Below are 21799 nucleotides of genomic sequence, written 5' to 3'. Positions count from 1 at the left end.
GCCAGGGGGCTCGGCCCCTTGGCGCCCGGGCGGCCCAAGCGGCGGAACAACATCACCGCGCGGGCCGCTATACCGGGCATGAGCGAATACCGCATCGAGCACGACTCCATGGGCGAGGTCCGCGTCCCCGTCCACGCCAAGTGGCGGGCGCAGACCCAGCGTGCCGTCGAGAACTTCCCCGTGTCCGGGCAGCGGATCGAGCGGGCGCACATCGAGGCGCTGGCCCGGATCAAGGCGGCCGCGGCGAAGGTGAACGCCGAGCTGGGAGTGCTGGACAAGGAGGTCGCGGAGGCGATCCAGGAGGCGGCAGCGGAGGTCGCCGACGGGAAGTGGGACGAGCACTTTCCCGTCGACGTGTTCCAGACCGGGTCCGGGACCTCGTCCAACATGAACACCAACGAGGTCGTCGCGACCCTGGCGAGCGAGCGGCTCGGCCGGGATGTGCATCCGAACGACCACGTCAACGCCTCGCAGTCGTCCAACGACGTGTTCCCGTCCTCCATCCACATCGCCGCCACCGGCGCCGTCACCCACGACCTGATCCCGGCCCTGGAGCATCTCGCCGACTCCCTCACCCGCAAGTCCGAGGAGTTCGCGGACGTCGTGAAGTCCGGGCGGACGCACCTGATGGACGCGACGCCGGTGACACTGGGGCAGGAGTTCGGCGGGTACGCGGCCCAGGTGCGGTACGGCGTCGAGCGGCTGCGCGCCTCGCTGCCCCGGCTGGCCGAGCTGCCGCTGGGCGGGACGGCCGTGGGCACCGGGATCAACACGCCGCCCGGGTTCTCCGCCGCGGTGATCAGGGAGGTCGCGCGGGCCACCGGGCTGCCGCTCACCGAGGCCCGGGACCACTTCGAGGCGCAGGGCGCCCGGGACGGGATCGTGGAGACCAGCGGGCAGCTGCGGACGATCGCGGTCGGGCTGACGAAGATCGCCAACGACCTGCGCTGGATGGCCTCCGGACCGCGCACCGGCCTCGCCGAGATCCGGCTGCCCGACCTCCAGCCGGGCTCCTCGATCATGCCGGGCAAGGTCAACCCGGTGATCCCCGAGGCCGTGCTGATGGTGGCGGCCCAGGTGATCGGCAACGACGCGACCATCGCCACCGCCGGCGCCTCCGGGAACTTCGAGCTGAACGTGATGCTCCCGGTCATCGCCAAGAACGTGCTGGAGTCGATCCGGCTGCTCGCGAACGTCTCGCGGCTGCTGGCCGACCGCACGGTCGACGGCATCGAAGCCGACCGGGACCGGGCCCGCGAGTACGCCGAGTCGTCGCCCTCCGTGGTGACACCGCTGAACAAGTACATCGGGTACGAGGAGGCCGCGAAGGTCGCCAAGAGGTCCCTGGCCGAGCGGAAGACGATCCGGGAGGTCGTCCTGGAGGGCGGGTACGTGGAGCGCGGTCTGCTCACCCTGGACCAGCTGGACGAGGCGCTGGATGTCCTGCGGATGACGCACCCGTAACAAGAGGCGCCGCCGCGTTGAACCGTGACGTCCGCCGCAGCGTCGTATGCATGCGGCACCTAATATCTGCGCATGACGGACGACGGAGCGGTGAGACGAGTGGCAGCCGGACCTGCGACCCACTGGACCCCCGGGACCCAGGTCCTGTGGCGGTACCGGGAGAACGCCGGCCGGCACTTCCACATCGCGCGGCCCGTCACCGTCGCCCGGGACGACGCGGAACTGCTCGCGGTGTGGCTGGCGCCGGGCACCGAGTGCGTGAAGCCGGTGCTGGCCGACGGCACTCCCGTGCACGAGGAGCCGCTGGAGACCCGCTACACCAAGCCGCGCACGGTGCAGCGGGACCGGTGGTTCGGCACGGGCGTGCTGAAGCTGGCCCGGCCCGGCGAGCCCTGGTCGGTGTGGCTGTTCTGGGAGCCGGGCTGGCGGTTCAAGAACTGGTACGTCAATCTTGAGCAGCCGCTGGCCCGTTGGGAGGGCGGTGTGGACTCCGAGGACTACTTCCTGGACATCTCGGTGCACCCCGACCGCAGGTGGCACTGGCGGGACGAGGACGAGTTCGCGCAGGCTCTTCGGGACGGCCTGATGGACGCGGCGACCGCCGAGCGGGTGCGGGCGGCCGGGCGGGCCGCGGTGGCGGCGATCGGCGCCTGGGGCCCGCCGTTCTCGGACGGCTGGCAGCACTGGCGCCCGGACCCGTCCTGGGCGGTACCGTCACTCCCCGAGGACTGGGACCGTACGCCCGCGCACGTGTCCTCATGAGACCCTTGATGCGCCCCCGGTCCACAACCGTAGGATCGTCCTCCGCAAGGGGGCGCTACAGCAACTACCGGAACATGCGCCGGGCTTGACCGAACGTCACCGAGGGGCGGCTGGACGTGAGCGAGGGGTACGAGGGCAACACCACCGCTGGCCGGGCAGGATTCGCGGCCGGCACAGGAACAACCTCTGACCACGCGGGAATTCCGTTCCTGGGGCACGTAATCCGGGTATCGGGATTTCGGCGGGACCATCTGCGCGCCCGGCGCGCAGCCCCGGACGGATGGATTCGACACGCGTGACGGAGCAGCCCACCTCCTCCTACGAGCGCCCCCAGCCGGGCGCCGACCCCGCGGAGGGCCGCGGGGGGCTCCTGCGTGCCCCGAAGCCGCTGGGCAGTTCGGCCTTACCGGCACAGGCCCGGGCGGACGGACCGCCCTCCGGCCCGGGGACGAGCACGCCCTGCGGCAAGGGGAACAAGGGGAAGGAGCCCCCAGTCAACGGCCCGGAGCACTCCCAGCCTGCCACCGCCGATCAGGACACGCACCGGCCGCGTCCCGCGCCTGAGGCCATTCCGCCGCAGCCGGGCACCGAGCAGGAGCGGGTGCCGGGCGGCCCGGAGCGCCGTACCGGGCGGGGACTGCCGCCGGGGCGGCCGATGCCGATGCGGCGCGACGGCGACCGGCTCAGGTTCGTGGGCGCGGCGACCCGGCGGATCGCCCGCGGCATCGATCTGGACGAGATCGTGATGGGGCTGTGCCGGGCCACCGTGCCGACGTTCTCGGACGCGATCCTGGTCTATCTGCGTGATCCGCTGCCGGTCGGCGACGAGCGGCCCACCGGCCCGGTGGTGCTGCGGCTGCGCCGGACCGACCGCATACCGGACGAGCGGGACACCGAGGGCCTGCTGCTCCCGCCGTTCCCGGAGCCCGAGCCGGAGCCGTCGGCGCTCGCGGAGCTGTCGTCGCTGACGACCGAGCTGTGCGAGGTACGCCCCGGCGGCGCCCTAAACGAGGTGCTGCGTGGCGTGCGGCCGGTGTTCGCCGACGCACCCGCGGCCCGGGCCGCCCTGCCCGAGCTGCTCGGCGAGGGCGGCGAGGCGGTCGTACCGGGCGGGCAGCACGCGATCCTCGCGCCGCTGCGCGGACGCCGCCGGGTGATCGGCGCGGCCCTGTTCCTGCGCCGCCCGGAGCGCCTCGCGTTCGAGGCGGACGACCTGCTGGTGGCCGCCCAGCTCGCCACGCACAGCGCGCTCGGCATCGACAAGGCGGTGCTGTACGGCCGGGAGGCCTACATCGCCGACGAACTGCAGCGCACCATGCTGCCCGAGACCCTGCCCCGCCCGACCGGCGTGCGGCTGGCCTCGCGCTATCTGCCTGCGGCGGAGACCGCGCGGGTGGGCGGCGACTGGTACGACGCGATCCCACTGCCCGGCAGCCGGGTGGCGCTGGTGGTCGGTGACGTCATGGGGCACTCCATGACCTCGGCCGCGATCATGGGCCAGCTGCGCACGACGGCGCAGACGCTGGCCGGGCTCGACCTGCCCCCGCAGGAGGTGCTGCACCACCTGGACGAGCAGGCGCAGCGCCTGGGCACTGACCGCATGGCGACCTGTCTGTACGCCGTCTACGACCCGGTCACGCACCGCATCACCATCGCCAACGCCGGCCATCCGCCGCCCGTTCTGCTGCACCTGGGCGGTCACGCGGAGGTGCTGCGGGTGCCGCCGGGCGCGCCGATCGGCGTCGGCGGGGTGGACTTCGAGGCGGTCGAGCTGGACGCGCCGGCCGGGGCCACGCTGCTGCTGTACACCGACGGCCTGGTGGAGTCCCGGCTGCGGGACGTGTGGACCGGCATAGAGCAACTGCGTGAACGGCTCGCCGCGACCGCCCAGTTGACAGGACCGGACCATCCGCCGCCGCTGGAGGCGTTGTGTGACGAGGTCCTGGACATGCTCGGGCCGGGCGACCGGGACGACGACATCGCGCTGCTCGCGGCCCGCTTCGACGGGATCGCCCCGAGCGATGTGGCGTACTGGACCCTGGAGCCGGAGGAGACGGCCCCCGGCCAGGCCCGCCGGCTGGCCCGGCGCGCGCTGGCCCGCTGGGACCTGGAGGAGCTGACGGATTCGGTGGAGCTGCTGGTCAGCGAGGTGGTCACGAACGCCGTGCGGTACGCCTCCCGGCCCGTCACGCTCCGGCTGCTGCGCACGGACGTGCTGCGCTGCGAGGTCGGCGACGACGTGCCCCAGCTGCCGCGCCTCAGACAGGCCCGGGCCACGGACGAGGGCGGCCGCGGGCTGTACCTGGTCAACCGGCTGGCCCGGCGGTGGGGCGCGACCCGGCTGAGCACCGGCAAGGTGGTCTGGTTCGAGCTGCACCGGGCCTGAGCACGGCGAAGGGCGCCCGGGGAGGAGATCCCCGGGCGCCCTTGTCGTGTGTGCCGCCTACTGGCCGAAGCCCAGGCTGCCGTCCGGATTGAGCGGATCGTCCGAGGGACCGCCCGTCGGTTGCCCGGTGGTCGGGGTGCCGGTGGTCGGGGTCTGGCTGGGTGTTTGCGACGGCGTCTGGCTCGGCGTCTGCGACGGCGTCCTGGACGGGGTCGAGGACGTCGGCGGCTCGCTGCTCGGCGTGTTCGACGGCGTCCGGGACGGGGTCTGGGTCCACGACGGGGTGTCCGTCGGTGCGACGGCGGCGCCCTGGGTGGTGTTCAGGTCGAACTTGGCCCTGTCCGTGACGCCGAAGGTGTACGCGGCCCAGATCTCCGCCGGGTAGGTGCCGCCGTTGACGCGGCCGGGGGGCGGGAGCAGACCGGTGGCGCCCACCATCGACACATGGGCCTTCTTCTTCATGTCCTCGCCGAACAGGCCGACGGAAGTGACCAGGTCGGGTGTGTAGCCGGTGAACCAGGCGGACTTGTTCTCGTCCGACGTACCGGTCTTTCCGGCCACCTGCTGGCCGCTGCGCAGCGGGTTGTTCGCCACGTTCTTCCTGGCCGTACCGTCGTCGACCACGCCGGTCAGCACGGAGGTCACCGTGTCCGCGGCCGTGCGGCTGATCACCTGGCTGCCGATCGGGTTCGACATCTTGACCTGGTGGTCCTTCTGTTCGGCCGTCTTCACGATGGACGGTGTGACCTTGTAGCCGTGGTTGTCGAGGGTGGCGTAGATCCCGGCCATCTCCAGCGGGCTGGCCCCCATCGAGCCGAGCGTCTGGGCGGGCACCGCCTGCATGCCCTCGGTGTCCATGCCGAGTTCCTTGGCCGTGTCCATGACCTTGGACATGCCGACGTCGATGCCCATCTGGGCGAAGACCGAGTTGACGGACTGGTTCATCGCCTTCTGGACGGTGATGGGTCCGTAGTTGACGTGGTCCTCGTTCGGCGGGCCGAAGCCGACCTTGCTGCCCTGGTCGACGGCCTGGCGGCCGCTGGTGCCGTCGTAGACCGTGTTGGCGTTGATCGGCTTGCCGTCCTGCGTCGTGGCGTCGTGCTCCAGCGCGGCGGCGAGGATGACCGGCTTGAACGTCGAGGCGGGCTGGTAGTCGCGGCGCGTGGCGTTGTTGTAGTAGTGCTTGAAGTAATCCTGACCGCCGTACATGGCGACGATCTTGCCCGTATTGGGGTCCACGGACACGGCGCCGGCCTGGATGTGGTCGTCGACCTTGCGCTTCTTCGGGTTCAGCTTGCTGGTCAGCTGCGTCTTGACCGCCTTCTCCAGCGCGGCCTGCTTCTTCTTGTCGATGTTCAGGGTGATGGTCCAGCCGCGGTCCACCACCTGGGCCTCCGCGTCGGAGCGCTTGATGCCCTCCGTCGCCATCAGGCGCTCCACCAACTGCTGGTTGGCGAGCTGGACCAGGTAGCCCTTCTGCCCCTCTTCGCCGGGCATTCCCTTGGGGTCCTCGGGGATGATGTCCGTGAACTTCATCGTCTGCCGCTTGGCGGGGTCGAGCCACTTCTGCTTGACCATGTTGTCCAGGACGTAGTTCCAGCGTTGCTGGACCAGCTTCTTGCCCACGGGGCCCGCGACCGCCCAGTCGTACTGGCTGGGTGCCTGGAGCAGCGAGGCGAGGTAGGCACCCTGCTCGACGTCGAGTTTGCTCGCGTCGGTGCCGTAGTAGGCCTGGGCCGCGGCCTGGATGCCGTAGGCGTTGCGGCCGTAGTAGCTGGTGTTGATGTAGCCCGCGAGGATGTCGTCCTTGGACAGCCGGCGGTCCACCTTCAGGGAGATGACCATCTCCTTGAGCTTGCGGGTGACGGTCTGGTCCTGGTTGAGGTAGTAGTTCTTGACGTACTGCTGGGTGATCGTCGAGCCGCCCTGGGTGCCCCGGCCGGTCACCGTGTTGAACAGGCCTCGGGTCAGGCCCTTCACGTCGATTCCGGAGTCGTGGTAGAAGCTCTTGTTCTCCGCCGCGACGAACGTGTGCTGGACGCCCTTGGGCACCTTGCTCAAGTCCACCATCTCGCGGTTGACCCTACCGACGCGGGCGAGGACCGTGCCGTCGCTGTACTTGTAGACGTTGCTCTGCTTCGAGGCGAGGGGGTTGCCCTCCGGGACGTCGACGTACATGTACAGCGCGATGAAGCCGCCGATACCCAGCAGGCACACGCCGAGGAACGTGCCGAGCATCTTCTTCCAGGTGAAGAGGCGGCGTATTCGGCCCTTGGGGGGCTTGGCCGGCTTGGCGGACCTGGAGGCCCTGCCGCCGGGCGCCGTCGCGGGGCCCGTCGGCGTGGTGCCGGTCGTGGGGCCCGTCGGCGTGGTGCCGGTCGCGGGCTGCGAGCGGTGGCGCTTGGGCGCCGCGCGGCGGCCACCGCGCTGTCGCGCTCGTCTCTCTTCCGCTCGTCCCATGGCTCGCTACGCTCCGCTTCCTCTTGGGGTCAGCTCCGAAAGCTAACACCCGTCTATATGACAAAGGGCGTCCGATCCGCTCTTTTACGGACGTGACAATCAGCACCCGCCCCAAGGGAACCGACGGATATCACCGGCACAGGGTTGCCTCTCGGCTAAATGTGTTATCACTTAGCTATTACGAAGCTAGGCATCATCGGAACGGGGGACCCCTCCGTGTCCGCACACGACGTGTCCGCGACCGCCGACGTACCCGAGATGCCCGCACCACGCGTGCGGGAGTTCCAGGCACCCAGCATCGGCGGCGGGCTCGCCCTGCTCCTCGGCCTGCTCGGGCTCGCCGCCGCCGTCGCCCTGCTCGCCGCCGCCTCGGCGGTCTCCGCCGCGGGCGCCAAGGGCGGGCTCATCGCCGGCGGCGTCCTCGTCTTCCTCGCCGCGATCATCGCGATGCGCGGCCTGAACACGGTCGCCCCCGGCGAGGCCCGGGTCGTGCAGCTCTTCGGCCGGTACCGGGGCACGATCCGGCAGGACGGCCTGCGCTGGGTGAACCCCTTCACCTCGCGGACCCGGATCTCCACCCGGGTGCGCAACCACGAGACCGCCGTCCTCAAGGTCAACGACGCCTACGGCAACCCGATCGAACTGGCCTCGGTCGTGGTCTGGAAGGTCCAGGACACCGCCCAGGCGGTGTTCGAGGTGGACGACTACGCCGAGTTCGTCGCCACGCAGACCGAGACGGCCGTCCGGCACATCGCCATCGAGTACCCGTACGACGCCCACGAGGAGGACGGCCTCTCGCTGCGCGGCAACGCCGAGGAGATCACCGAACGGCTGGCCGTCGAGCTGCAGGCCCGCGCGGAGTCGGCCGGAGTGCGGATCATCGAGTCGCGCTTCACGCATCTCGCGTACTCTCCCGAGATCGCCTCGGCGATGCTCCAGCGCCAGCAGGCGGGCGCGGTCGTGGCGGCCCGGCGGCAGATCGTGGACGGCGCGGTCGGCATGGTGGAGGCGGCGCTCGCCCGGATCACGATGGGGGCACCTCCCACGCCCTTCAGGCAGTGAGGGAGGGACATCGTGGAACTGGACGATGAGCGGATGGCGGCGATGGTGCCCAACCTGATGGTGATGCTGTGCGGGGACCGTGCCCCGCAGCCCGCCCTCAACACCGGGACCCTCTACCAGTGACGGCTCCCCCGGGGGATTCAGCCCCTCAGCGTCGGCCTCGGCAGCGCAAGCAGGTGCTGCTGAGGCTGGACCCGTCGGTGTACGAGGCGCTGGCCCGGTGGGCCGGGGAGGATCTGCGGTCGGCCAACGCGCAGATCGAGTTCCTTCTGCGGAAGGCACTGGCCGATGCCGGGCGGCTCCCGAAGGACACGGGACCGCTGCCGCGCAGGGGCAGGCCCCCTGTATCGGAACCGTGACAATCGCCCCCCACCTGCACCTCCGTACCCCCCGCCATGATCTACACACGCCGCGTATACATGCCGCGTATACACCGTGTGTAGAGTGCTCGCATGTCCATCGGTCACACCCTCCTAGGACTCCTGGAGTCCGGCCCCCGCCACGGCTACGACCTGAAGCGGGCCTTTGACGAGAAGTTCGGTCACGACCGGCCGCTGCACTACGGCCAGGTCTACTCGACGATGTCCCGGCTGCTGAAGAACGGGCTCGTGGAAGTCGACGGGATCGAGGCGGGCGGCGGACCCGAGCGCAAGCGGTACGCCATCACGGGCGCCGGCATCACCGACGTCGAGCGGTGGCTCGCGACCCCGGAGAAGCCGGAGGAGTACCTCCAGTCGACCCTCTACACCAAGGTCGTGCTGGCGCTGCTGACCCACCGGAACGCTGCCGACATCCTCGACACCCAGCGCTCCGAGCACCTGCGCAGCATGCGGATCCTGACCGACCGCAAGCGCCGCGGCGACCTCGCGGACCAGCTGATCTGCGACCACGCCCTGTTCCACCTGGAGGCCGACCTGCGCTGGCTGGAACTGACCGCCGCGCGGCTCGACAAGCTCCGTGCGGAGGTGGCCGCATGACCAGCGCTCCCCCTCCCCCGGGCACCCTGCTCGCCGCCGAGAACCTGCGCAAGGCCTACGGCCCGACGCTCGCGCTCGACGGCGCCGAGTTCTCCATCCACCCCGGCGAGGTCGTCGCCGTCATGGGCCCCTCCGGGTCCGGCAAGTCGACGCTGCTGCACTGCCTGGCCGGGATCGTGCCGCCCGACTCGGGCTCGATCACCTACGCCGGGCGCGAGCTGGCCACCATGAGCGACGCCCAGCGCAGTGCGCTCCGGCGCAGCGAGTTCGGGTTCGTCTTCCAGTTCGGTCAGCTCGTCCCCGAGCTGACCTGTGTGGAGAACGTGGCGCTGCCGCTCAGGCTGAACGGCACCTCCCGCAAGGAGGCCGAGCGGGCGGCGCTGGGCTGGATGGAGCGCCTGGAGGTCGACGACCTCAAGGGCAAGCGGCCCGGCGAGGTCTCCGGCGGCCAGGGGCAGCGGGTCGCGGTGGCGCGGGCCCTGGTGACCGGGCCCCGGGTGCTGTTCGCCGACGAGCCGACCGGGGCGCTGGACTCCCTCAACGGCGAGCGCGTGATGGAGCTGCTGACCGACGCGGCCCGTTCGACCAACGCGGCCGTCGTCCTCGTCACGCACGAGGCCCGGGTGGCCGCCTACTCCGATCGCGAGATCGTCGTACGCGACGGCAAGTCCCGGGACATGGAGCGCGTCATATGAGCCTTCGGCAGTATTCGAGGGATCTGGCCATGGGGGCCCGGTTCGCCTTCACCGGCGGGCGCGAGGGCTGGGTCCGGGTGCTGCTGACGGCGGTCGGTGTCGGACTCGGGGTCGCGCTGCTGCTGCTGACGACCGCCCTGCCGAGCGCTCTGGCGGTACGGCACCAGCGCGACGAGGCCCGCCTGGACTACACCTACGACCAGAAGCACCGGCCGAAGGCCGCCGACACCCTGGTGATCTCGGACGCCAACTCGTCGTACCACGGCTCCGACGTCCGTGGCCGCCTGGTGGAGCCCGAGGGGCCGCGTGCGCCGCTCGCGCCGGGCCTGTCCGCGTATCCGGCGGCGGGCGACATGGTGGTCTCCCCGGCGCTGAAGCATCTGCTCGACTCCCAGGACGGGAAGCTGCTGCGCGAGCGGTTGCCGTACCGCGTGGTCGGGACCATCGGCGAGAGCGGGCTCATCGGCTCGCACGAACTCGCCTACTACGCCGGCGTGAAGAACCTGGCGCCGCGTATCAACGGCTGGCAGACCGCCCGGATCACCGAGTTCGGCAGACCGGGCCCGGCCTCGGAGGACAGGACGGACCCCGTACTGATCCTGCTGGTCATGGTCGTGTTCGTGGTGCTGCTGATGCCGGTCGCCGTGTTCATCGCCGCGGCCGTACGGTTCGGCGGCGAGCGGCGCGACCGCAGGCTGGCCGCACTGCGGCTGGTCGGCTCCGACAGCCGGATGACCCGGCGGATCGCGGCGGGCGAGGCGCTCGCGGGGTCCGTGGTCGGGCTGGTCTTCGGCACGGTCTTCTTTCTCCTCGGCCGTGAGCTCGCGGGCTCGGTCGAGATCCTTGGCATCAGCGTGTTCCCCAGCTATCTCAACCCCACGCCCGCGCTGGCCGTACTGGTCGCCGTCACCGTCCCGGCGGCAGCGGTGCTGGTCACCCTGTTCGCACTGCGCGGCGTGGTCATCGAACCGCTGGGCGTGGTCCGCACGGCCAGGCCCCCGCGGCGCCGGCTGTGGTGGCGGCTGCTGATGCCGCTGGGCGGACTGGCGATGCTCGCCCCGATGATCGGCCAGGGCCGCAGCGGCGGGGAATTCAACCAGTACCTGGTGATCGGCGGCGTCATGCTGCTGCTCGTCGGTGTGACCGCGCTGCTGCCGTGGGTCGTCGAGGCCGTGGTCGCCCGGCTCGGATCGGGCGGTGTGGCCTGGCAACTGGCGGTACGACGGCTGCAATTGAGCAGCGGTTCGGCAGCCCGCATGGTGAACGGCATCGCGGTCGCGGTGGCCGGGGCCATCGCCCTGCAGATGCTGTTCGCGGGCGTCCAGGGCGACTACACCAAGGCCACCGGCAGGGACGCCGACCGGACCCAGATGCAGGTCCAGCTGCCACGGGGCGACCACCTCACCTCGGCCGCCGAGAAGTTCTCCGCCACCAAGGGCGTACGGAAGGCCACCGCGCTGGGCGGCCTCGACGTGGGCGACCGGAGCTGGAACACCGAGGAAGGGCCCACCACCTCGACGAGCGTGACCATCGGCGACTGCGCCGCGTTGCGCGAGGTGGCGCAGCTGCCGTCCTGCCACGACGGGGACGTCTTCGTGGCAAGGGGCGGGGACAAGGACATGGACGCCGACACGGCGAAGCTCGCCAAGCCGGGCCGCAAGCTCCACTTCGACACGGGCAACGGCTTCTACCGGGGCCGGGACTTCGTCTGGCCCGTGCCGAGCGGCCTGAAGCAGGCCCGTGCGATCGACGGCCCGAACCAGAACGCGAACAGCGGTCTGCTGCTGACACCCGCCGCCGTGCCCGACCGGGTGGCCCCGGTCGTCAGCGGTCAGGTGTACCTGTCGCTCGACGAGTCGGTGCCGGACGTCCACGAGTACGTCCGCAACACGGCGGCCCAGGTCGACCCGCTGGCGGACACGATCGTGTGGGCGTCCACCGAGGAGTCGAACAAGTTCACCTCCATCCGGACCGGCCTGCTCGTCGGTGCCACCTGTGTACTGGCGCTCATCGGCGCGAGCCTGCTGGTCTCCCAGCTGGAGCAGCTGCGCGAGCGCAGGAAACTGCTGTCGTCGCTGGTCGCCTTCGGCACCCGGCGCCGCACCCTGAGCCTGTCGGTGCTGTGGCAGACGGCGATCCCGATCGCGCTCGGCCTGCTGCTGGCCTCGGTCGTGGGGCTGACGCTGGGCGCGGTGCTGCTGAAGATGGTGGGCGCGACGATGGGCATCGACTGGCCGAGCGTGCTGACGATGACCGGTATCGGCGCGGGGGTCGTTCTCACGGTCACCCTCCTCAGCCTGCCCCCGCTGCTCCGGCTGATGCGCCCGGAGGGCCTGCGGACGGAGTAGCGGGGGCTTACGAGGACGACGAGGAGGAGGGGACATCGACGTCACCGACGAGCCCTCCAGGTAGCCCACGGCGCACCGAACAGCGAACCCGGTGCATGGGCCCTTCCGTCAGGAGGGGCCCATGTCCGGTTCTTCACAGGCTGTGCTCGCGCACCACCCTGCGCGCCTGGGCGAACAGCATGCCGACGTTCACCGACTTACGGCAGACGACGACCGCGACGACGTCCTGCTGCTCGTTCATCCGCACGAACAGGTGGGTGAGGTTCTCGCTGTTGACGAGGATCTCCTGGAAGAAGTGGGTGTCGTCGGTGACCCCGCGGCGCTCCTTGAAGATGTCCTCGATCATCACGACCGTACGTCCCTGGAACAGGTCGAGGGTGGCCCCGGCCAGCAGGTCCAGGACCTCGGGCGGGTGATTGTCCACGGTCTCGTACGACAGCAGCATGCCGGTGGACATGTCGACCACGCCGGTCGCGACGCAGTCGGGTGCATTCGAACGCAGTGACTTGACCAGGCTCATCACCTGGTCGGAGAAACCGGGGGTCATACGCTTCGTCGCCATCCCTTCACACTCCTTCAGTGGTCTTCTCGGTGAGGATCGAGCCGATGCGGTCGAGGGCCGGCCGGGTCGCCCGGTGCAGGCTCTCCAGGTCGAGTCCCTCGTCGCCGAGCACGACCATCAACGCCGTGTCGCCGACGGCGTAGAACGCGGCACAGCCGTGGCTGCCGTAGGCCACCGTCTGCCGCAGCGCTCCGCGGGCGGTGGCCTGGGTGGTGCGGCGGGCGAGGCCGAGGCCGGCCGCGGCGAGGGCGGCGAGCCCCTCCGGGTCTATCGACTCGGCGGTGTCGGCCGCGATGAGCAGTCCGTCGGCGGCCGCGACGGCGGTGTCGGTAATGCCGGTCACCTGTTCCCGCAGCCCCCGCATCTCCAGCGCCAGCGCTTCGCGATTCATCTGATGGAACTCCCTCTTTCTCTGTTCTGATTCAGCCGTTGCGGCGGGCCGTCCGTCCCTCTCACTCGGCGGTTCCGTGCCGCAACCGGAAGAACCCCTTCCAGCTCGTCCCGTGCCTGAGTGGGGCGAGGACGTCGGTGATGCCGCTGGCGCCGGGCTCGCGACGCGGCAGGACGGTGAGCGCGCGGGGCGGCTCGGGCGGCGGTTCGCGGTGCCGTACGGCCCGTACCTCCGGTGGCAGCCGGACCGGGATCTCTGCGGGCGTTCGGGCGCACTCCAGGAACCCCTCGGCGAGCATCCGCGCGACCTCCACGGTGACGGTGTAGACGCCCCGGCCGACGCAGAAAGCCAGGTCACGCGCTGTGCGGCGGCCGTCGGCGTGGGTGAGCAACTCCTGTTGCAGCGCGGTGAGCGGGCGGCCCGTCGGGGTGGCGGGCAGCGGGCGTTCCCGGTCGGGGCTCACCGGGTACGGCAGCGTGGCGAGGGCGGCGAGCTTGCGGGCCGCGTCCTGCACCAGCCGGGCCGGGGTCTCGCCGACGGCGACCGGAGCGTGCGGCTCGGTACCGACGATGCGTTCGCAGCCGTCCACCCGGCCCGCGGTGATGGCGAAGGCGGCGTCCTGGAGCGCCATCACGCACACCACTCTGAGCTGAGCGGCCCCGGCGTAGCCGCGGGCGACCAGCATCGCGGCCGGCCAGCGCGCCCCGCCGGACTCGCTTACCAGCTCGGCCCACCGCTCGGCGTCGATGCGGTCGGTGCGCAACATCAGCACCTCCGGACCCGGGGCACCGGGGCTCTCGGCCGCCACCACGAGTCCGTCCTTCAGGTGAAAGGTGCCGCCGGGCCGGCCGGACACCCGCAGCTCCCCGGTGAACTCCGCGTGCCCGCAAGCCGTGAGGGCGTGCGCCAGCCGGTCGTAGCCGACACGGCCCAGGGCGTCCCGAACGTCCGACATCACTCCCCTTGACTCTTCGCACAGACGCGTGACGCGTCGCACTGAGGGGGTATGTGTATCAGTTCGTAGGCATATTTCGGCCAGGCCTTTCCGACCTGTCCCCAGCTGGCGGAAGTTGGCGGTCGATGCCGTCCAACTCGCTTTGCCGAAAGCTGATTTGAACGTTTCCGGCGCTGGGGCAGCCCAGCTGTCAGGCGTCGCCTGCCCACACCCGCACGGGCAGCAGCCCCAGGGCCTCGCGCAGAGCGGACGCCAGCTCCTCGTACTCCCCGCCGCGGGCGGCTCCGGCCCGCATGGCGAGCGCGACACGGCGGCTCGGGGCGGGATCGGCGAAGGAGCCCGTGAGGAGCTGGCTGCTGCGGGTCGTCTCCAGCTTCAGGGCGGTGCGCGGGAGCAGGGTGCAGCCGAGGCCGCCCGCGACGAGCTGGACCAGGGTGGAGAGCCCGGCGGCCGTGGTGGTGACCGGCGCGCCCTCCCGTCGCCCACCGCCACCCTCGACCGAGGGACTTCGCCCCGCCCCCCTGAATTCCCGCCCGGCCTCCCGGCAGATGTCCAGCGCCTGGTCGCGCAGGCAGTGCCCCTCGTCCAGGAGCAGCAGGTTCAGCTCCTTCAGGTCCTCGCGCGCAATGCCCTCGCGGCCGCCGAGCCGGTGGTCCAGGGGGGTGACGAGCACGAAGTCCTCGTCGAAGAGCGGGAGTTCCACGACTCCGGGAACACCGAGCGGGACGGCCAGCAACAGCAGGTCCAGCCGGCCGGAGTTCAGGCCGTCGATGAGGCTCGCGGTCTGCTCCTCGTGCACCTGGAGGTCGAGGAGCGGGTAGCGGTCGTGGACGAGTCGCAGCACGGTGGGCAGCAGGTACGGCGCGACGGTCGGGATGACCCCGAGCCGCAGCGCGCCGGTGAACGGCGCCCGGACCGCCTCGGCCTCCTCCAGCAGCGCTCCCACCTCCGCGAGCACCGCCTTCGCCCGTACGGCCAGACGCTCGCCGGCGGGCGAGAGCAGCACCTTGCGGGTCGTACGCTCGAGAAGGGTCACACCCAGGGTCTCCTCCAGCGCCGAGACCGCACCCGACAGGGCGGGCTGGCTCATCCCGATGGCGGCCGCCGCGTCCCTGAAGTGCAGATGCTCGGCGACAGCGGCGAAGGCACGCAGCTGGGCGAGGCTCGGTTGCCTTCGCTTGCCGTTACTCATGGTCACTGATAGCCACCTCCGATCAACGCGACCGAGTGTAGCTATTTCCCTAATCAATGCACCCTGTGCCACGATCAACAACGACCAACCCAAACGGGAAACATCCTCAAAAGGGGTGTTTCTTCGCTGCAAGGAGAGCGTGTGCTCACTGTCGGTGACAAGTTCCCCGAGTTCGAACTGGCCGCCTGCGTCTCGCTGGAGAAGGGCGCGGAGTTCGAGACGATCAACCACAAGACCTACGAGGGCAAGTGGAAGATCGTCTTCGCCTGGCCGAAGGACTTCACCTTCGTGTGCCCGACGGAGATCGCCGCGTTCGGCAAGCTGAACGACGAGTTCGCCGACCGTGACGCGCAGGTCCTCGGCTTCTCCGGCGACTCCGAGTTCGTCCACCACGCATGGCGCAAGGACCACGACGACCTGCGCGACCTGCCGTTCCCGATGATGGCCGACTCCAAGCACGAGCTGATGCGCGACCTGGGCATCGAGGGCGAGGACGGCTTCGCCAAGCGTGCCGTCTTCATCGTCGACCAGAACAACGAGATCCAGTTCTCCATGGTGACCGCCGGCTCCGTCGGCCGTAACCCCAAGGAGGTCCTGCGGGTCCTGGACGCCCTGCAGACCGACGAGCTGTGCCCCTGCAACTGGTCCAAGGGCGACGAGACCCTCGACCCGGTCGCGCTGCTGGCCGGTGAGTGACCCATGTCGCTCGACTCGCTGAAGTCCCGCGTCCCGGACTACGCCAAGGACCTGAAGCTCAACCTGGGTTCGGTCATCGGCAACTCCGACCTGCCGGCCCAGCAGCTGTGGGGCACGGTGCTGGCGACCGCCATCGCCTCCCGTTCCCCGATCGTGCTGCGCGAGCTGGAGCCGGAGGCCAAGGCGAACCTGTCGCCGGAGGCGTACACCGCGGCGAAGTCCGCGGCCGCCGTCATGGCGATGAACAACGTCTTCTACCGCACCCGGCACCTGCTGTCCGACCACGAGTACGGCACCCTGCGCGCCGGCCTGCGGATGAACGTCATCGGCAACCCCGGTGTCGAGAAGGTCGACTTCGAGCTGTGGTCGTTCGCGGTCTCCGCGATCAACGGCTGCGGGCTGTGCCTGGACTCGCACGAGCAGGTGCTGCGCAAGGCCGGGGTCGACCGTGAGGTCGTCCAGGAGGCCTTCAAGATCGCCTCTGTGGTGCAGGCGGTCGGCGTCACGCTGGAAGCGGAAGCGGTGCTCGCCGAGTAGTCCGGCCGCGCTTTCCCGGGACCCCGCTCACACTTGGTGGGCGGGGTCTTCCGCTGTCTCCAGGACAGCCTCTGCCGCAGGCTCTCCCTGCGGGGCCTGCCGGCTCTGCACTTCCAGTGAGTGCTGCCGCAGATACCCGACCACCGTGTTCGTCACCGCCACCAGCGGTACGGCCACCACCGCGCCGCCGATACCCGCCACCATGGCGCCGGCGGCCACCGTGAGGACCACGGCGAGCGGGTGGACGCGGACCGCGCGGCCGAGGATGAACGGCTGCAGGACGTGGCCCTCGATCTGCTGGACGGCGAGGACCACGATCAGGGTCATCACGGCCGTGAAGACGCCCTGGGTCACCAGCGCCACGATCACCGCCAGTGCGCCGGAGGCGACCGCGCCGACCAGGGGGATGAAGGAGAACAGGAAGATGAAGACGGCCAGCGGGACGGCCATCGGCACGTCCAGGAAGTAGATGCCCATGCCGATGAAGATGGCGTCGATGAGGGCGACCAGGACCGTGCCCCGGACGTAGGCCGTCAGGGTGCGCCAGGCGCGCGGGCCGGCACCGGCCACACCGGGGCGGGCCGCGGCGGGCACCAGCTTCAGGAACCACTGCCAGATGCGCTCACCGTCGTAGAGCAGGAACAGCGTCGAGAAGAACACCAGCAGGATGCCGGTCAGGGCCTCGACGATGACCTGGACGCCCTCCAGGCCGGCCGACGTTATCTGGTCGGCGTTGGCGCCGATCGCCTCACGGAGGTTCTTGGCGATCTGGTTGATCTGCTTGTCGGTGACGTGGAAGGGGCTCTTCAGCAGCCAGTTGCGCAGGTCGTCGATGCCGCTCTGGATCTGGTTGGAGAGCGTGTCGATGTTCTCCATGACCTGCCAGGTCACGAACCAGCCCATCAGGCCCATGACGACGAAGCCGAGGATGGCGGTCATCGCGGTGGCCGGGCCGCGCGGCACCCCACGACGCCTGAGCCGGGCGACCGTCGGCTGGAGCAGCGCGGTGATCAGCAGCGCGATGACGAAGGCGAAGACCACCAGCTGCACGGCGCTGATGACCCGCATGAGGACCCACACGGTGCCGGCGAGGACCAGCAGGCGCCAGCCGGCCTCGGCCGCGACGCGCACACCCCAGGGCACGGCCTCGGCGGGGTCGGGACGGGGACCGGCCGGTACGGGGGGCCGGGGGGCGGGCGGCGGTACCGGGGCGGCGGGCTGGGCGGGGACGGCCGGTTCGGGTGCGGTCTCCTTCTCCACCTCCGCACGGCGCTCGTCCAGGCGTTCGCTCATCTCGGTCAGCCCGGCGCCGACCCGGCCGAGCCACCCTGGCACTCGCGACATGATCCGTCCTCTTCCCCCGCGTCCCCGGGTGTCCGCCACCACTCCCCCCTGGAGTCGTTCGCGTACGACCGTACAGGGCGACAGCCCCTCCCCCTAGGACGGGGGAGGGGCTGCGCGGGTTGAGCGGGAACGCCGGGGCGGCCTAGTACCAGTGGTTGGCCTGCCAGAACGACCAGGCCTCACAGGGGCTGCCGTAGCGGCTGTTCATGTAGTTGAGGCCCCACTTGATCTGGGTGGCCGGGTTCGTCTGCCAGTCGGAGCCAGCGGACGCGTACTTGCCGGCGGGCAGGGCCTGGAAGAGGCCGTAGGCACCGGAGGAAGCGTTGGTCGCATGGTAGTTCCAGCTGGACTCGTGGTCCACGATGTTGCTGAAGCACTGGAACTGGCCACTCGCCACCATCTGGCGCGCCATCGCCTGGATCTGCGCGACGGAGTAGCTGCTCTGCACGGGGAAGCTGGAGGAGTCACGGGCGGCGTCGCGGCTGGCCGCGGCCTTCGCCTCGATGCGCTCCTTGGCTTCCTTGGCGGCCTTCTCCGCGGCGTCCTTCTTGGCGACCGCGGTCTCGGCGGCGGCCTTACGGGCGGCGGCTTCGGCGTCCTTCTTGGCGCTCGCGTCCGCCGCGATGGCCTGTGCGTCGGCCTGCTGCGTCAGGGACGCGGTCTGCACCTGGGCCTGCTGACCCGCGGGTATGTCCGCGAGGAGCGTGGTGTCGGCAGCCGTCGCCTCAGCGTCGTTGTTGTTCTGCGCGACGCTGCCCGAGGCAACTCCGACGACGCTTCCGACGGCGGTGACCGCGGTGGCCGAGACCACTGCGAATCCCCGGACCGAAATCCGGCTCACACGGTTTCCTTCCAGCATCGCCCGCTTCGGTGACCCTGGCGGACGCAATCGTGCCCCTGGCACTGGCCTCCCAACTGCGGGGTCACGGGAGGCGCGGGCCCGGTGGGCAACTCCCGCGAGGGGAGCGCCGCGTGGTGCTCGGGCGACATACGACGAGTCTATGGAGTTGAAGGTGGTGCTTCTGTGGTGCCGTACCGCTGGGGGTACAGGTGTGTCGTATGCGGGGCCTGACAGGAGTGAGACTCTGCCGTAACCCGACTGCGCGTGGCAATTCTGTGTTGCGTGTGAAAGCTCACATCTCGTTTGCCCCTGGGGATTTCAGGAAACCGCCACACGCGAAGGCGCCGCCCGGCTAGGCTCTTGGCCTTTGCCGGACGGCGCCAACGAACTTCGGGCACACGTCAGATGTGCGTCAGATGTGGCCGTCCTCCAGCATTTCGGTCACAAGTGCTGCAATCTGGGACCTCTCGGAACGCGTCAGCGTGACATGCGCGAAGAGCGGATGCCCCTTCAACTTCTCCACGACGGCGACCACACCGTCGTAGCGCCCCACGCGCAGATTGTCCCGCTGTGCCACGTCATGAGTCAGAACGACCCGGGAGTTCGCACCGATTCGGGACAGAACGGTCAGCAGGACGTTCCGTTCCAGCGACTGCGCCTCGTCGACGATCACGAACGCGTCGTGCAGGGAGCGGCCCCGGATGTGGGTCAGGGGCAGGACCTCCAGCATGCCGCGCGCGGTGACCTCCTCGATGACGTCGCGGCTGGTGACCGCGGAGAGCGTGTCGAAGACGGCCTGCGCCCAGGGGCTCATCTTCTCGGACTCGCTGCCCGGCAGATAGCCCAGCTCCTGCCCGCCGACCGCGTACAGCGGCCGGAAGACCATCACCTTCTGGTGCTGGCGGCGCTCCAGGACCGCCTCCAGGCCCGCGCACAGCGCGAGCGCGGACTTTCCGGTGCCGGCCCGGCCGCCCATCGAGACGATCCCGACGTCCGGGTCGAGCAGCAGGTCGAGCGCGATGCGCTGCTCGGCGCTACGGCCCTTGATACCGAACGCCTCCCGGTCTCCGCGCACCAGGCGGACGTTGCCCTCGGCGGTGATGCGGCCGAGCGCCTTGCCGCGCTCGGACTGGATGGTCAGGCCCGTGTGCACCGGGAGGTCGGTGGCCTCCGGGACGTACACATGACCTTCCTCGAAGAGGATGTCCACCTGCTCGCCGGGGAGGGTCAGTTCGGACATTCCGGTCCAGCCGGAGTTCCCCGTGATGGCGAGTTCGGCGCGGTACTCCTCGGCCAGCAGGCCGACGGAGGACGCCTTGATCCTCAGGGGCAGGTCCTTCGACACGACGGTGACGTCGAAGCCCTCGGCCTGCAGATTGCGGGCCACCGCGAGGATGCGGGAGTCGTTGTCCCCCAGGCGGTAGCCGGTCGGCAGAACGCTGGGGTCCGAGTGGTTGAGCTCGACGCGGACGGTCCCGCCCAGCTCCCCGATCGGGATGGGGGCGTCGAGGCGACCATGCTTCACCCGGTAGTCGTCCAGCAGGCGCAGGGCCTGGCGGGCGAAGTAGCCGAGTTCGGGATGGTGCCGTTTGGCCTCCAGTTCCGTGACCACGACGATGGGGAGCACGACCTCGTGCTCGTCGAAGCGGGTCAGGGCGTTCGGGTCGGCCAGCAGGACGCTGGTGTCGAGAACATACGTGCGCCGGTCTGGCTTATGGCGCTTTGTGCTGGTCACCACGGAAGGACGTACCCCCTCGGATGAGGTCGGGGAGCGACGAAGTGGAAGCCGGGCCGGGAGGGTGGGAGCATTGCGGCCGGTCCCAGGCCCCCACGCAGGGCGGGCCGGACACCGGACCTCCGCGGCTGCTTCCGTGCAGTGACCGCACGGTCGGACTGGTGCAAAGGGCCTCCCGGGCGGACGGCCCCGTGCCGCCCGCTGAGATACGACGCCCGGGGTTCGGGCGTCGACCTGTTTGGCTTATGCCCTCGAACATGCGCCGCCATGCAGAAGCAGCCAACAGCGCGCCGGTGAACTCCTTGTTACTTCCGCCCCAACAGGGATATACGGAACGCCCCGTCGCGTGAGTGGCCGACGGGGCGTCCGGGGGGGCTCAGCCGCCGTAACGGCGGTGGCGTGCGGCGTAGTCGCGCAGCGCACGCAGGAAGTCGACCTTGCGGAAGGCCGGCCAGAAGACCTCGCAGAAGTAGTACTCGGAGTGGGCCGTCTGCCACAGCATGAATCCGGACAACCGCTGTTCGCCGCTGGTGCGGATCACCAGGTCCGGGTAGGGCTGGTCACCGGTGTAGAGGTGACGGCCGATCGTGTCGGTGTCGACGGACTCCGCGAGCTGTTCCAACGACACGCCCCGGTCCTGGGCGTCGAGGAGCATGGAGCGCACGGCGTCGGCGATCTCCTGGCGGCCGCCGTAGCCGATGGCCACGTTGACGACTATGCCGTCGACGTGGGCGGTGGTCTCCTCGGCCTCCTTGAGGGTGTGCTGCATCCCGGCCGGCAGCAGGTCGGGGGTGCCGACATGGTGCACCCGCCAGCGGCCGTCGGCGGCGAGGGTGCGGACGACGTCCTCGATGATGCCGAGCAGAGGACCCAGTTCCTCCTGCGGGCGGTCGAAGTTGTCCGTGGACAGCAGCCACAGGGTGACGACCTCGACGTCGGTCTCGGTGCACCAGCCGAGGAACTCCTCGATCTTCTCGGCGCCGGCCCGGTGGCCGTGGACCGTGGTGGAGCCGGCGGCCTTCGCCCAGCGGCGGTTGCCGTCCATGATGACGCCGATGTGCTTGGGCACCTGAGCGTGGTCCAGGTGGCCTTCCACCCGGCGTGCGTAGAGCCTGACGAGCAGGCTGCGCAGCGTGTCGCGCAGGTTCACAGAGCCCTCCGGGATTGAGCGCGGGTACGGTCACCGCGGGGCCGAGCCTACCCCCGCGGCCGGGTTGATCGGGGCTCGGGGTTTTCGGGCTCGCGTGGTGGAGTTCCCGGATGATCTGGACGAAAAAACGGGCCGGTCCGTGGGGGGGAGACGGACCGGCCCGAGGGGGGGTTTCCACCATAACCCTTCGTAAGGGATGGTGCGTGCATCGGCGCGGTACAACTACTCTCCGAAATCGCCCG

Annotated in this window: 18 protein-coding genes and 1 pseudogene; 10 read left to right on the top strand and 9 right to left on the bottom strand. The window is 70.3% G+C overall.

Annotation, left to right across the window (positions count from 1 at the left end; all coding sequences use genetic code 11):
* Positions 1-78 precede the first annotated feature (78 nt).
* From ABZ471_RS22360 to ABZ471_RS22350, 3 genes are all read left to right on the top strand, one after another.
* Positions 79-1464, top strand: coding sequence for a class II fumarate hydratase (locus ABZ471_RS22360; RefSeq protein ID WP_359068535.1), 1386 nt, complete (start codon positions 79-81; stop codon positions 1462-1464).
* 72 nt (positions 1465-1536) lie between these two features.
* On the top strand, positions 1537-2226 hold the full coding sequence (locus tag ABZ471_RS22355; RefSeq protein ID WP_359068534.1) for a DUF402 domain-containing protein: 690 nt from the start codon (positions 1537-1539) through the stop codon (positions 2224-2226).
* Positions 2227-2506: 280 nt separating this feature from the next.
* Positions 2507-4612 (top strand): SpoIIE family protein phosphatase, encoded by a 2106-nt coding sequence (locus ABZ471_RS22350; RefSeq protein ID WP_359068533.1) that lies wholly within the window; start codon positions 2507-2509, stop codon positions 4610-4612.
* Between the two features lie 57 nt (positions 4613-4669).
* Here ABZ471_RS22350 and ABZ471_RS22345 read toward each other — a convergent pair whose 3' ends face one another.
* Positions 4670-7072, bottom strand: a complete 2403-nt coding sequence (locus ABZ471_RS22345; RefSeq protein ID WP_359068532.1) for a transglycosylase domain-containing protein — start codon at positions 7070-7072, stop codon at positions 4670-4672.
* 216 nt (positions 7073-7288) lie between these two features.
* On the opposite strand from ABZ471_RS22345, the pseudogene ABZ471_RS22340 reads away from it, so the two are divergent.
* The 5 genes and pseudogenes from ABZ471_RS22340 (at position 7289) to ABZ471_RS22320 (ending at position 12154) form a co-directional block, all read left to right on the top strand.
* Positions 7289-8257: pseudogene (locus tag ABZ471_RS22340) on the top strand (SPFH domain-containing protein).
* Positions 8254-8493, top strand: coding sequence for a hypothetical protein (locus ABZ471_RS22335; RefSeq protein ID WP_359068531.1), 240 nt, complete (start codon positions 8254-8256; stop codon positions 8491-8493). Before ABZ471_RS22340 ends, ABZ471_RS22335 begins: the two are co-directional and overlap by 4 nt.
* A 93-nt stretch (positions 8494-8586) precedes the next feature.
* Positions 8587-9111: a PadR family transcriptional regulator gene (locus tag ABZ471_RS22330; RefSeq protein WP_359068530.1), complete on the top strand. Its 525-nt coding sequence runs from the start codon at positions 8587-8589 to the stop codon at positions 9109-9111.
* Positions 9108-9806, top strand: a complete 699-nt coding sequence (locus tag ABZ471_RS22325) for an ABC transporter ATP-binding protein (protein ID WP_359068529.1) — start codon at positions 9108-9110, stop codon at positions 9804-9806. Before ABZ471_RS22330 ends, ABZ471_RS22325 begins: the two co-directional genes overlap by 4 nt.
* Positions 9803-12154: an FtsX-like permease family protein gene (locus ABZ471_RS22320; protein WP_359068528.1), complete on the top strand. Its 2352-nt coding sequence runs from the start codon at positions 9803-9805 to the stop codon at positions 12152-12154. The genes ABZ471_RS22325 and ABZ471_RS22320 overlap by 4 nt, the downstream gene beginning before the upstream one ends.
* A 133-nt stretch (positions 12155-12287) precedes the next feature.
* Here ABZ471_RS22320 and ABZ471_RS22315 read toward each other — a convergent pair whose 3' ends face one another.
* From ABZ471_RS22315 to ABZ471_RS22300, 4 genes are all read right to left on the bottom strand, one after another.
* Positions 12288-12716, bottom strand: coding sequence for a hypothetical protein (locus ABZ471_RS22315; RefSeq protein ID WP_359068527.1), 429 nt, complete (start codon positions 12714-12716; stop codon positions 12288-12290).
* Positions 12717-12720: 4 nt separating this feature from the next.
* Positions 12721-13107: a roadblock/LC7 domain-containing protein gene (locus ABZ471_RS22310; protein ID WP_359068526.1), complete on the bottom strand. Its 387-nt coding sequence runs from the start codon at positions 13105-13107 to the stop codon at positions 12721-12723.
* Between the two features lie 61 nt (positions 13108-13168).
* A complete protein-coding gene (locus tag ABZ471_RS22305; RefSeq protein ID WP_359068525.1) occupies positions 13169-14062 on the bottom strand; it encodes a MarR family transcriptional regulator in 894 nt (297 codons plus the stop codon).
* Between the two features lie 190 nt (positions 14063-14252).
* The gene (locus ABZ471_RS22300; protein ID WP_359068583.1) at positions 14253-15254 is read right to left on the bottom strand and encodes a LysR substrate-binding domain-containing protein; all 1002 of its coding nucleotides are present in this window, start codon (positions 15252-15254) and stop codon (positions 14253-14255) included.
* 141 nt (positions 15255-15395) lie between these two features.
* Between ABZ471_RS22300 and ABZ471_RS22295 the strand changes: the two genes are divergently transcribed.
* Positions 15396-15950 (top strand): peroxiredoxin, encoded by a 555-nt coding sequence (locus ABZ471_RS22295; protein WP_359068524.1) that lies wholly within the window; start codon positions 15396-15398, stop codon positions 15948-15950.
* A 3-nt stretch (positions 15951-15953) separates the two neighbouring features.
* The gene (locus tag ABZ471_RS22290; RefSeq protein ID WP_359068523.1) at positions 15954-16487 is read left to right on the top strand and encodes an alkyl hydroperoxide reductase; all 534 of its coding nucleotides are present in this window, start codon (positions 15954-15956) and stop codon (positions 16485-16487) included.
* A gap of 27 nt (positions 16488-16514) precedes the next feature.
* Here ABZ471_RS22290 and ABZ471_RS22285 read toward each other — a convergent pair whose 3' ends face one another.
* The 4 genes from ABZ471_RS22285 to ABZ471_RS22270 all read right to left on the bottom strand — a co-directional run bounded on the left by ABZ471_RS22285 (position 16515) and on the right by ABZ471_RS22270 (position 21557).
* On the bottom strand, positions 16515-17831 hold the full coding sequence (locus ABZ471_RS22285; RefSeq protein WP_359068522.1) for an AI-2E family transporter: 1317 nt from the start codon (positions 17829-17831) through the stop codon (positions 16515-16517).
* A gap of 142 nt (positions 17832-17973) precedes the next feature.
* Positions 17974-18672, bottom strand: coding sequence for a transglycosylase SLT domain-containing protein (locus ABZ471_RS22280; protein WP_359068521.1), 699 nt, complete (start codon positions 18670-18672; stop codon positions 17974-17976).
* 412 nt (positions 18673-19084) lie between these two features.
* Entirely contained in the window at positions 19085-20410 is a 1326-nt protein-coding gene (locus ABZ471_RS22275; RefSeq protein WP_359068520.1) for a PhoH family protein, read from the bottom strand.
* Between the two features lie 373 nt (positions 20411-20783).
* Complete coding sequence (locus ABZ471_RS22270) at positions 20784-21557, bottom strand: isoprenyl transferase (RefSeq protein ID WP_359068519.1); 774 nt, start codon at positions 21555-21557, stop codon at positions 20784-20786.
* Between the last annotated feature and the right edge of the window lie 242 nt (positions 21558-21799).

Source organism: Streptomyces sp. NPDC005728 (genome assembly GCF_040630895.1).
Classification (GTDB): Bacteria; Actinomycetota; Actinomycetes; order Streptomycetales; family Streptomycetaceae; genus Streptomyces.
This window is presented reverse-complemented; position numbering and strand designations above follow the sequence as displayed.

Excerpts from the sequence above, each read along its gene's own strand:
- ABZ471_RS22360 (WP_359068535.1), top strand. The coding sequence starts at position 79 with ATGAGCGAATACCGCATCGAGCACGACTCCATGGGCGAGGTCCGCGTC.
- ABZ471_RS22355 (WP_359068534.1), top strand. The coding sequence starts at position 1,537 with ATGACGGACGACGGAGCGGTGAGACGAGTGGCAGCCGGACCTGCGACC.
- ABZ471_RS22350 (WP_359068533.1), top strand. The coding sequence starts at position 2,507 with ATGGATTCGACACGCGTGACGGAGCAGCCCACCTCCTCCTACGAGCGC.
- ABZ471_RS22345 (WP_359068532.1), bottom strand. The coding sequence starts at position 7,072 with ATGGGACGAGCGGAAGAGAGACGAGCGCGACAGCGCGGTGGCCGCCGC.
- ABZ471_RS22330 (WP_359068530.1), top strand. The coding sequence starts at position 8,587 with ATGTCCATCGGTCACACCCTCCTAGGACTCCTGGAGTCCGGCCCCCGC.
- ABZ471_RS22325 (WP_359068529.1), top strand. The coding sequence starts at position 9,108 with ATGACCAGCGCTCCCCCTCCCCCGGGCACCCTGCTCGCCGCCGAGAAC.
- ABZ471_RS22320 (WP_359068528.1), top strand. The coding sequence starts at position 9,803 with ATGAGCCTTCGGCAGTATTCGAGGGATCTGGCCATGGGGGCCCGGTTC.
- ABZ471_RS22315 (WP_359068527.1), bottom strand. The coding sequence starts at position 12,716 with ATGGCGACGAAGCGTATGACCCCCGGTTTCTCCGACCAGGTGATGAGC.
- ABZ471_RS22310 (WP_359068526.1), bottom strand. The coding sequence starts at position 13,107 with ATGAATCGCGAAGCGCTGGCGCTGGAGATGCGGGGGCTGCGGGAACAG.
- ABZ471_RS22305 (WP_359068525.1), bottom strand. The coding sequence starts at position 14,062 with ATGTCGGACGTTCGGGACGCCCTGGGCCGTGTCGGCTACGACCGGCTG.
- ABZ471_RS22300 (WP_359068583.1), bottom strand. The coding sequence starts at position 15,254 with ATGAGTAACGGCAAGCGAAGGCAACCGAGCCTCGCCCAGCTGCGTGCC.
- ABZ471_RS22290 (WP_359068523.1), top strand. The coding sequence starts at position 15,954 with ATGTCGCTCGACTCGCTGAAGTCCCGCGTCCCGGACTACGCCAAGGAC.
- ABZ471_RS22285 (WP_359068522.1), bottom strand. The coding sequence starts at position 17,831 with ATGTCGCGAGTGCCAGGGTGGCTCGGCCGGGTCGGCGCCGGGCTGACC.